We start from the raw sequence: 10,313 nt of genomic DNA, 5'->3' as shown, positions 1-10,313 counted from the left end.
AAACAAGGTGAGCTTAGGGAACGGACTATACAACATCAATTGCAAAGAGCCAGTGCTTTAAACATCATTATCAATGCCATCAGTATCTGGAATACTTTACATCTAACAAAGGCAGTTGAATATCAAAAACGGTCAGGTAGTTTTAATGAAGAATTATTGCACCATATGTCACCTCTAGGTTGGGAACATATTAATTTACTTGGAGAATACCATTTTAATTCGGAGAAAATGGTCTCGTTAGATTCTTTAAGACCCTTGAAACTTTCTTAACGTTGTTAAAACTGGGGGAATAGTCGGGGAAATGGGCTTAGCGTTGTAAATCCGCATTTTCCTGACTGTACCCCAAATAAGAACAATTAAGCGATTGATGGGAATGAATAAATAAATCTTATTCAACCAAAGGGTGCTTTACTTGAGAAGGTCACTAGAAGAGTCAAATGATAACTATGAACTGCCCCAATTGCTAGGTTTTGTTTAACAATTGGGGCAGTTCATTTATAGCGCATAGGTAATCAGCTTTTTGTTAATCATGAGGTAGATATTTTTATCTAAAAACCCAACAATGGAAATATATTACAGCTCATGCCCCGTTTTTACACGTATCTCGGCTGAACCCCATCAACCTCTAAATTAATAACTACGCCAAAAGCTGATTTTCTTTAAGATAAGGAAATCAGCTTTTTCTTTGTAAAATATTTTTTAATACAGGAAAACCGGATTTTTATTTTCCATAAAATTTATTAACGTGGGTTTTATGTCATTTGGTTGGCGGGACCCCTTAGAGTAGGAAATTCGGCTCATTTTATGTCGAAATTTACTTAGCGTATATTTTCGTTAATTATCTTAACTAGTCGTTACGTATGACTTTACAGCATTCGATGCAAAGTTATCGGTTTTTTGTATGCAAATTTATGGATTAAGTCATACAATTACGCACTATTTTTAATGAATCGATATTTACTTGTTTCTTCAACTAAGTTCGTCCGAATCTTTTTCTACAAAATCACTAAAGTCATCTCCCCAATCACAGATGGCTGTTACAACATTCTCTAGTTGATGACCAATTTCACTAAGTTCATACTCAACCTTAGGAGGCACTACGGGGTATACACATCGAGTAATTATTTTATCGTCTTCTAATTCTCTTAATTGTCTAATCAACATACGTTGATTAACTTCAGGCAGCTTTTTTTGTATTTCACTTAATCTTAATGGCGAACGTTGTAACAAACACCATATAATTGCTATTTTCCAACGCCCTCCTATCACAGATAAAGCTAAATCTTTTCCAGTGAAAAATTCCTTGTCCTTATAATGAATAACCATAATTTTTGACCTTCCTCTCGCGAAAAAAATGTTTATAGTGACAAATTTGTCAGTATTGTAATTAAAATTATAAAGTGTAATCTTAGTGGTGTAAACAATAAAAAAAGAAAGTAGGGATTCAATTGAAAAGTAGAGCTGCTGTTGCATTTAAGCCAGGGGAGCCACTTCAAATCGTAGAAATCGATGTAGAAGAGCCAAAAGCAAAAGAGGTATTAGTAAAAATACTATATACTTCTGTCTGTCATACAGATGCTTTTACATTATCAGGTGACGACCCAGAAGGAGTATTTCCTGCTGTATTAGGCCATGAAGGTGCTGGTGTTGTCGTTTCAGTAGGTGATGAAGTTACTTCAGTAAAACCTGGGGATCATGTTATTCCACTATATACACCTGAATGTGGAGAATGTAAATTCTGTCGTTCTGGTAAAACAAACCTATGTAGTGCTGTACGAGAAACACAAGGTAAAGGTTTAATGCCTGATGGAACAACTCGCTTCTCTTATAATGGAGAGCCCCTTTATCATTACATGGGAACTAGTACATTCAGTGAATATACAGTTGTTAATGAGATTAACTTAGCGAAAATCGATGAAAACGCTCCGTTAGATAAAGTTGCTTTATTAGGATGTGGTGTGACTACAGGTATTGGTGCTGTACACAACACTGCAAAAGTTGAAGAAGGAGCTGTAACAGCTGTATTTGGTTTAGGAGCGATTGGATTAGCAGCTATTCAAGGATTGGTTCAAGCAAAAGCAAGCCGAATTATTGCAGTTGACCTGAATCCCCAAAAATGGGAACTCGCTAAAAAAATGGGAGCGACTGATTTTGTGAATCCTGCAGATTATGATCGCCCAATTCAAGAAGTTATAGTCGAAATGACAGATGGTGGCGTGGATTATAGCTTCGAATGTATTGGTAATGTTGAAGTAATGAAATCCGCTCTTGAAGCATGTCATAAAGGTTGGGGCGAAAGTATTATTATCGGAGTAGCTGGTGCTGGTAAAGAAATCCATACTCGTCCATTCCAATTAGTAACGGGCCGAGTATGGCGTGGATCAGCCTTTGGTGGAGTTAAAGGAAGATCTGAACTTCCAGAAATGGTCGAAGATTATATGCATGGTGATATTGATTTAGATTCATTTATTACTCATCATTTAGAATTTAAAGACATCAATGCGGCATTTGACTTATTACACAAAGGTGAATCCATTCGTACGATTTTAACTTACGGAGAGTGAGATAATGAGTCTTAAATGTATTGAACAACATCGTTCTTTCGAAGGAGAGCAACGTAAGTATAGCCATTATTCCGAAGTCTTGCAATGTGATATGAAATTTAGTATCTACTTACCATCAAATAAAGAAAAGAAAAAAATTCCACTTATATGGTGGTTATCTGGTTTAACTTGTACAGATGATAATTTTAGTCAAAAAAGTGGATTTCAACGTTTGGCTGAAAAACATCAAGTTGCAGTGATTATGCCAGATACTTCACCACGTGGAGAATACGTTTCTGATGTTGCAGCATGGGATCTTGGACAAGGGGCAGGTTTTTATTTAAATGCTACCCAGGATCCTTGGGCACAGCATTATAAAATGTATTCGTATATCGTAGATGAATTAACATCCATTGCTTCGACTATAGTACCTAATTTTTCAGGTGAAGAAAGCATAATGGGGCATTCAATGGGAGGACATGGGGCTTTAGTGATCGGTTTGAAAAATGCTAAGAGATTCAAAGCGGTTTCTGCTTTTTCTCCAATCTTAACTCCTAGTCAAGTACCATGGGGAATAAATGCTTTCACCTCTTATTTAGGTGAAGACAAAGATTCTTGGAAAGAATGGGATGCTTCAGAATTAATTAAAGAAGCTACTATTCCACCAATTCTTATTATGCAAGGTAGTCAAGACGAGTTTTATCCGAAACAATTGGAAGAACATATTTTCTTAGAGAACGCTCAAAAAAATAGTCAAATGGTAACTTATAAAAAAATGGAGGGCTATGATCATAGCTACTTCTTTATTTCCACTTTCTTAAATGAGCATTTCTCTTTCCATATGAAGTATTTAAGATGATTCTTATTTACAACAATACCCACTTCCAATGGCATATGAAGTATTTAAGTTTACAGCAAAATATAGTAACAAAAGTATCCGCATGTAGAGATGTGGGTGCTTTTGATTGTTATATTTTGTCATATTATATAGTTTGTAAAAACAAATAAATTGGGAGGAAGAGTTCATGTGGATTAAAAAAATGTTATTTAATTACCGTGTTAAACCATCCTTATTAAAATCTCGTTATGAGATTGAAAAGGAAAATCGACAAGTTGACTTATTTGAAAGTTCAACTGAAACGTCTAAACCGTTTTCGATAAGAGATACAAGATCATATATTCAGCCTAATACTAAAACATTAGAAGACATGATTAATTACTTAGCAGCTATTCGTGAAATCCCTTCTCTTTCCGTGGATAAGAATAAAATGCTTTGGCCATTAATATCCAAATGCTAAATTCAAAAAAATAATGGTTATAATTTTAGCTATTTCTATATCAAATATTTGAGTTGATGGGAGGTACAGTTTGTATGGAAATGAAAAAAATGTTAAACAATGACCGTATTAAACCATATTTATTAAAAGCACGTTTTGGAGTTGAAAAAGAAAGTCAACGAGTTGACCTATCAGGAAGTTTAGCTAAAACGGAACATCCCAAAAGTATTTCAGTAAGAGATGAACATCCTTATATTCAGCGAGATTTCTCTGAAACACAAATGGAATTAATCACACCAGTTACTGAGACACTAGGAGATTTATTTAATTATTTAGCAGCTATCCATGATGTTGCCTATCGTTCTATGGGAAATAACGAAATGCTTTGGCCATTAAGCATGCCACCACAGTTGCCCGAAAAAGAAGAAGATATTGTTATTGCGAAACTTAATAATCATGAAAATGTTTTATATCGTCGATATTTATCTAATTCTTATGGTCGACGAAAACAAATGATTAGTGGTATTCATTACAATTTTGAATTTAGCGATAATTTGATTCAGGCATTATTTGAATTACAATCAGAAATAAAAGATTATCATCAATTTAAAACAGAAATTTATCTGAAAGTCACAAGGAATTATTTACACTATCGATGGTTAATAACTTATTTCTTCGGTGCTTCTCCTAGTAGTGAAAAGAATTTCTTTGAAATAAATCCTTTAAATGACGCCGTAAGAAGCATTAGAAATAGTAAATATGGTTATAGTAATGAAAATGATGTTCAAGTATCCTATAGTAGTTTACAGAACTATATATCTGATCTTTCTTCGCTGGTAAGTAAAGGGGTTTTATTAGAAGAAAAAGAATTTTATGCATCTGTCCGTTTAAGGGGCGGTCCTCAAGTTTCAGATTTAAAAAATCATGGGATTCGTTATATTGAATTAAGAAACCTAGATTTAAATCCTTTTGAAACATATGGAATTAGCCATGAACAAGCAGAATTTCTACATCTTTTCCTCATCTATTTACTCTGGATTGATCAAGACGATAATAATGATGAATGGGTAAAAATCGGTGATTTTCAAAATAATTTAGTGGCTCTTGAACATCCGTTAGAACATACGCAATTTAAAACAGATGCTGAGCGTATTATTGATGAGATGGAACATTTAACAGGGCTGTTAGACATAACTGTTTCGAATACCTTATTTGTTAACTTGAGAGAAATGCTAACAGATCCAAGTAAGACTTTAGCTGGAAGACTTTATAAAGAGATTATAAAAAGTAGTCAAAGTCAGGTAGCTTCCCGTATTGCTAAAGAAAATTATAAAAAAGCATGGGATAAACCATATCAACTATCAGGATTTACTGACATGGAGTTGTCTACACAAATTTTAATGTTTGATGCTATTCAACAAGGATTACAAGTAGACGTTTTAGATCGACAAGATCAATTTTTAAAACTACAGTTAGGAAATCATGTTGAATATGTGAAAAATGGGAATATGACAAGTAAAGATAGTTATATATCACCATTAATTATGGAAAATAAAACAGTAACAAAGAAAATTCTTCAACAGCATGGATTTCGTGTACCAATAGGTGAGGAATTTAGTGATATAGAAAAAGCCTTACGTTCCTATGATATATTTGCAGGAAAGCCTTTTGTCGTTAAACCAAAAACAACAAATTATGGTTTAGGAATATCTATCTTTAAAGAAAACGGAGCAAGTTACGAAGACTATCAAAAAGCACTCACAATAGCATTTAAAGAGGACTCATCAGTATTAATAGAAGAATTTATTAATGGAACAGAATATCGATTTTTTGTGCTAGATGGCAAAGTTTCTGCCGTTTTATTACGAATTCCAGCCAATGTTATAGGAGACGGTTCACATACGATTGAAGAGTTAGTCGCTCAAAAGAACCTGAATTCATTAAGAGGAATGGACCATAGAACACCTTTAGAAAATATACAATTAGGTGAATTAGAGGTCCTAATGCTTAAAGCTCAAGGGTATCGAAAAGATTCTATTCCAACAAGTGATGAAATTGTTTTTCTGCGAGAAAATTCTAATGTCAGTACAGGTGGAGACTCAATTGATATGACAGATCAAATTCCCGATGATTATAAGAAAATTGCCGTAGATGCTGTGTCGGCACTTGGAGCAAATATTAGTGGTATTGATTTGATTATTGAAAATACAGAAGTTCCTGCAGCTAATAAAAATGCTTATGGAATTATTGAGGCAAACTTTAATCCATCGATGTATATGCATATATATCCGTATAAAGGCAAATCCAGACGTTTGACCATCTGTATATTACATTATTTATTCCCTGAACTACCAAAAAAATAATTTAGAAGTCTTCGAGATGTTAGAGGGATTAGTATAAAAATTGTAAATGATGTAACAAGAGGAGACATTACTTTTTAATTAATTGGGATCTCTCAGAGGTCCCAATTTAAATTATTATTTTAGAAACAGGCGTATGAGAAATGGGTTATTGGAATGCAAGTTTGAATAAGATAAAATAGGGGAATATCAGAGGGAAATTTAGAAAGGTATTTTGACTTATTTGGTCAATCAAGAGCAAGTCAAAAAGGGATACAGACGAGATATACATGTTATCTATACTTAGGAGTAAAAACCTTAATTTAATAAGAGTTTTACATTGAATACATGTAAACAATTTGTTTGACAACGATCCTTGCAACATCGAAGTCTACAACCGTTCGTTGCCCTCAAGGTAACGGACGCGCCTTAAGGAGCTCTTAAGAGACACGGTTTATCCAAGCAAGGTTATTCGATACCTTCTCATTGCACTACCTTGAATACATTAAATACATAATTTACTTAGTTAAGATATCAAGTAGTTAACGTAGCTTATCACTCAATTCTTCTTCTTAGAATACTTTAAATATTCCTGATTTTCATAGTAGATAATACACGTACCTTGGCTGTACTCCAACGTAATAGTTGATATAAAACTTACGTTAAGCAAATTTCCACGAAATTTTCACTATTTGATTCTTTAAAAAAAGTAGTAAACTAAGTAATCGGTTCCTTAACGTACAGGAATCAGTTTAAATGTGTCTAAATTTTGTCTAAATGTACAATTTTCTTTTTTGGGTATGGTGACCCCTTATTGCTCCACCAGGTATAGAAAATCCAGAGTGGGAACCTATTAGAAAGTTTATTTATAACGACAGTACATGCAAAAAGAAAAAATCATTTAAACATTTTTTACATTATCTTCACGCGAATGGGGCAGATTCTGACTATCTTAATCCACACTATTCACAACAATATATTCAAGGAGAAGAAGAGTTTGTAACCAATTATATATATTTAGAGAATTTCTCTAATGAAATCTCAAAAATAGAAAACAAATATAACTTACAGACTATCCCACTAGACACATTAACGAGATCATGGCATCATCAGGCGCCTAAGATGATTCATAAGGGAAACTACGCTGAAGCTGACATTACAGATCCATCTTTCCCTCGGCTGCCGACATATCAGAGCTTTTATGATACGGAGGCTATAAAATTAGTTACAGATATATTTAATGAAGATTTTGAAGCGTATCATTATCTTAAAATGGATATTTCTACAATATGAATCAGTTTCAGAGTACTTAAATAATAGTCTTATTTTTAATATGGAAAACACCGTGAACACTGTTATGGTGTTTTTTTGGGTTTAACACTATATTTTTAACTTTATATAATCCATATACCTTCAAGATAAGATGTATTTGTAAAATAATGTATGATTATGACCCATTTCTACAAGTATCTCGGCTGAACCCCTCTAGGTTTTTCTGTGCATCCTTTATATATTAAAGAGCCGATTTACTCTTAGCGGGGTAAATTCTGGCTCTTTTCTTATATATATTCTCTTAGCGTGGTTTTTTTCCGAAATGCTGGCGGTACCCCTAATAAAAGCTGCAGAAGATTCCCACTTTAATTTTCTAACTGTATCATTTGCACGCTTTTATCGGTGGATAGGATTTCTTTTAGCTGTCTTCCTACCCGGATTTTGGATGGCATTACTTGCTTATCACCAAGATCAAATTCCTTTCCCTCTTCTTGCGACTGTGACTGTTGCAAGATCAGGTCTACCATTTCCAGCACCACTTGAGCTTATAATTGTTTTGTTCCTTTTTGAGATGTTCCGTGAAGCCGGTCAAAGATTACCCTCCCCCCTTGGTCAAACCCTTTCAGTGGTAGGCGGACTAATCATTGGGGATGCTGCAATCCGTTCGGGTTTTATCTCCCCTTCTGTCATTGTTATTACTGCTTTATCTGCTATTGCGGGATATACCTTAGTAAACCAAATATTAGCAGGAGCAGTATCCATACTCAGAGGGTTTGTACTATTATGTTCAATTTTGATGGGGTTATATGGATTTATGCTTGCCGGATTCGTAATCGTTCTTTATATCTCAAGATTACGTTCCTTTGGAATCCCTTACTTAGCTTTAGTTTTCCCAAAATCTAGTTCAGATTTTTTCAAGGGATTGTTTCGTTTACCGTGGAGAAGTTATAGACATAGAGTTGATTATCTCCGAACCAATGATAGTTCTAAAACGGACGAAGGAGAAGGAAAACAGTGAAGCTGCACAAAATAAAACTAATAATTATGATGCTTATCACTAGTGCAATGTTATCTGGATGTTGGAATATTAAAGAAGTTCAAGATATTTATTATGTTGCAGCTCTTGGTATAGATTTTAAAGAAGGAAAATATATAGCTTATGCTCAGTTACTTGACTTTTCTAACGTTGCTAAGTTAGAGGGGGCTAGACCTGATAAACAACCACCAGTGTGGATAGGAAGAGGTGAAGGTTTTACCATTACGGAAGCATTAAATCAATTATATAAGGATGCTCAACAAAGACTTTTTTGGGGACATGTATCTACAATAATATTAAGCGAAAGACTGCTCAGACAAGATATTAAAGACTCTATTGATTTTATTAATCGGTACCGAGAAATACGCTATAATATTCTCTTATACGCTACAAAGGAACCCATTGATGATATACTTAAAACAAAAGCCTTTTTTACATTATCGGGGTTGTCTACCATTCTCCATGAACCAAAGGAAAGGTATAAACAACGGTCTTACATACAACCTAAACAATTTTATCAATTTATTAGAGATAGTGATCCGATGGGGCAAACTGCTTATATCCCATCACTTAAAATTTCAACAGAAAATTGGAAAGAAGAATCCAAAAAAGCACCATTATTAAGAAATGATGGAGCGTTCTTTGTAAGGAATAATCGCCTAGAAGGATGGCTTTCTGAGACTGATTTAAACGGTCTAAGATGGATGGATGAAAAAAACGTTCGATCTCCTGTGTGGATTATTGAGAATGATAGCGCTGTTGTTTCCGTAGTGATAGAGAAACCTAAGATTACAATTTCCCCTATTATGAGTAGTAAGCCCATACTTTTTAATATTCGAGTTGAAGTTCAAGCTGGAATAAATGAGAAGATCAAGGAAATTAGTGATAAAGAGTTGATTACAAAAACTGAAGATATTATCAAATTAGAAATTCTAAAATCCTTTGAAAAAGGAATAGAAATAAATGCAGATATCTACAAATTAGGTGAATCATTATACCGTCAGAATCCAAGAAAATGGAAAGAAGAAGTAAAAACAGACTCGTTTTACTTAAATGAACACAGTATAAAGAATTTAAAAGTTAAAGTTAATTTAGTTAACTCCGGAAAGTTGAAGTACCAAGATGGATCCTAATATTAATTCAAACGGTATTTATAGTTTTTTAAAAAGGCCTAAGCTCTTGCAACACCGAGAAATTAGGCTTTTTTATATTGAATTCCTTAACGTTGTAAATCCGCATTTTCCTGACGCTACCCCTATATTAGGTTGCGCATGCATTGCTAAAATAGGATTAAGCCGGGTAAGATATAATTATTTTTCTAAATAGTCTACTTTATAATTATTTAATCCGTATATTTTGTTTTTAGGGATAATGATTTTGTTTAGTGTTATACATATTTCTTTTCTACTGTATAAACCTTGTCTCCTCCATGAATAATAAACAAGGGATCTAATTTAGCTGCTCTTTGTAATAAAAGTTCGAATTCACCACCCATCTTAAAACAGCTACCTTCAGGTCCGTTGCATCTGCTGTCTTCAAAAAACACAAAATTAAATTTATTCTTACAGTGTAATTTTTTCATTCATTCTTTCAGTAAATATTCTGAACGTCCATGTAGTGTCATAAACATCTTTTCCTTTCATAAAAATCAATAATCTATCTTTTTAATTACATGAAGATTAATTGTTAAGTTAATCAAAAAAATAAAGGTTCTATAATGAATCTTGAGAAGCAAAAATAATTGAAATCATTTGAGTATAGAGATGAAAAACTTAGATGTTGGGAACTTGTTTTTTGTGGCATCTTCAACCAGTGATGTATAGGTGCATCTTCTATGCCTCGAGAT

General features: G+C 33.6%; 8 protein-coding genes and 1 pseudogene. 8 read left to right on the top strand and 1 reads right to left on the bottom strand.

The annotated features are described in order from the left end of the window. On the top strand, window positions 1–270 hold a 270-nt coding region (locus KVT31_RS24650), incomplete at its 5' end, for a Tn3 family transposase (RefSeq protein WP_144531572.1). Window positions 271–969: 699 nt separating this feature from the next. On the opposite strand, the gene KVT31_RS24645 is transcribed toward KVT31_RS24650, so the two are convergent. Continuing rightward, on the bottom strand, window positions 970–1,326 hold the full coding sequence (locus KVT31_RS24645) for a winged helix-turn-helix transcriptional regulator (protein WP_000234699.1): 357 nt from the start codon (window positions 1,324–1,326) through the stop codon (window positions 970–972). A gap of 122 nt (window positions 1,327–1,448) precedes the next feature. Between KVT31_RS24645 and KVT31_RS24640 the strand changes: the two genes are divergently transcribed. The 7 genes and pseudogenes from KVT31_RS24640 (at window position 1,449) to KVT31_RS24615 (ending at window position 9,600) form a co-directional block, all read left to right on the top strand. Beyond that, window positions 1,449–2,564, top strand: coding sequence for an S-(hydroxymethyl)glutathione dehydrogenase/class III alcohol dehydrogenase (locus KVT31_RS24640; protein ID WP_000842153.1), 1,116 nt, complete (start codon window positions 1,449–1,451; stop codon window positions 2,562–2,564). Between the two features lie 4 nt (window positions 2,565–2,568). Continuing rightward, on the top strand, window positions 2,569–3,402 hold the full coding sequence (gene fghA, locus KVT31_RS24635; protein WP_000053341.1) for an S-formylglutathione hydrolase: 834 nt from the start codon (window positions 2,569–2,571) through the stop codon (window positions 3,400–3,402). 166 nt (window positions 3,403–3,568) lie between these two features. After that, on the top strand, window positions 3,569–3,841 hold the full coding sequence (locus tag KVT31_RS24630; RefSeq protein WP_000264853.1) for a hypothetical protein: 273 nt from the start codon (window positions 3,569–3,571) through the stop codon (window positions 3,839–3,841). Window positions 3,842–3,915: 74 nt separating this feature from the next. Continuing rightward, window positions 3,916–6,183 (top strand): bifunctional glutamate--cysteine ligase GshA/glutathione synthetase GshB, encoded by a 2,268-nt coding sequence (gshAB, locus tag KVT31_RS24625; RefSeq protein WP_000425291.1) that lies wholly within the window; start codon window positions 3,916–3,918, stop codon window positions 6,181–6,183. Window positions 6,184–6,969: 786 nt separating this feature from the next. Then, window positions 6,970–7,452, top strand: a pseudogene (locus KVT31_RS30415) (sulfotransferase family 2 domain-containing protein); the annotation flags it as partial. Window positions 7,453–7,753: 301 nt separating this feature from the next. Beyond that, window positions 7,754–8,449 carry a spore germination protein gene (locus tag KVT31_RS24620; protein WP_000881732.1) on the top strand — a complete coding sequence of 232 codons (696 nt, stop codon included), beginning with the start codon at window positions 7,754–7,756 and terminating at the stop codon, window positions 8,447–8,449. Then, window positions 8,446–9,600, top strand: a complete 1,155-nt coding sequence (locus KVT31_RS24615) for a Ger(x)C family spore germination protein (protein WP_000766211.1) — start codon at window positions 8,446–8,448, stop codon at window positions 9,598–9,600. Before KVT31_RS24620 ends, KVT31_RS24615 begins: the two co-directional genes overlap by 4 nt. Window positions 9,601–10,313: the final 713 nt, after the last annotated feature.

This window comes from Bacillus sp. GbtcB14 (assembly GCF_019091205.1).
GTDB lineage: Bacteria > Bacillota > Bacilli > Bacillales > Bacillaceae_G > Bacillus_A > Bacillus_A cereus_AG.
Note: the sequence above shows the minus strand (reverse complement) of the source record. Positions and strands in the feature narration are given on the sequence as shown.

Excerpts from the sequence above, each read along its gene's own strand:
- KVT31_RS24645 (WP_000234699.1), bottom strand. The coding sequence starts at position 1,326 with ATGGTTATTCATTATAAGGACAAGGAATTTTTCACTGGAAAAGATTTA.
- fghA (WP_000053341.1), top strand. The coding sequence starts at position 2,569 with ATGAGTCTTAAATGTATTGAACAACATCGTTCTTTCGAAGGAGAGCAA.
- KVT31_RS24630 (WP_000264853.1), top strand. The coding sequence starts at position 3,569 with ATGTGGATTAAAAAAATGTTATTTAATTACCGTGTTAAACCATCCTTA.
- gshAB (WP_000425291.1), top strand. The coding sequence starts at position 3,916 with ATGGAAATGAAAAAAATGTTAAACAATGACCGTATTAAACCATATTTA.
- KVT31_RS24620 (WP_000881732.1), top strand. The coding sequence starts at position 7,754 with ATGCTGGCGGTACCCCTAATAAAAGCTGCAGAAGATTCCCACTTTAAT.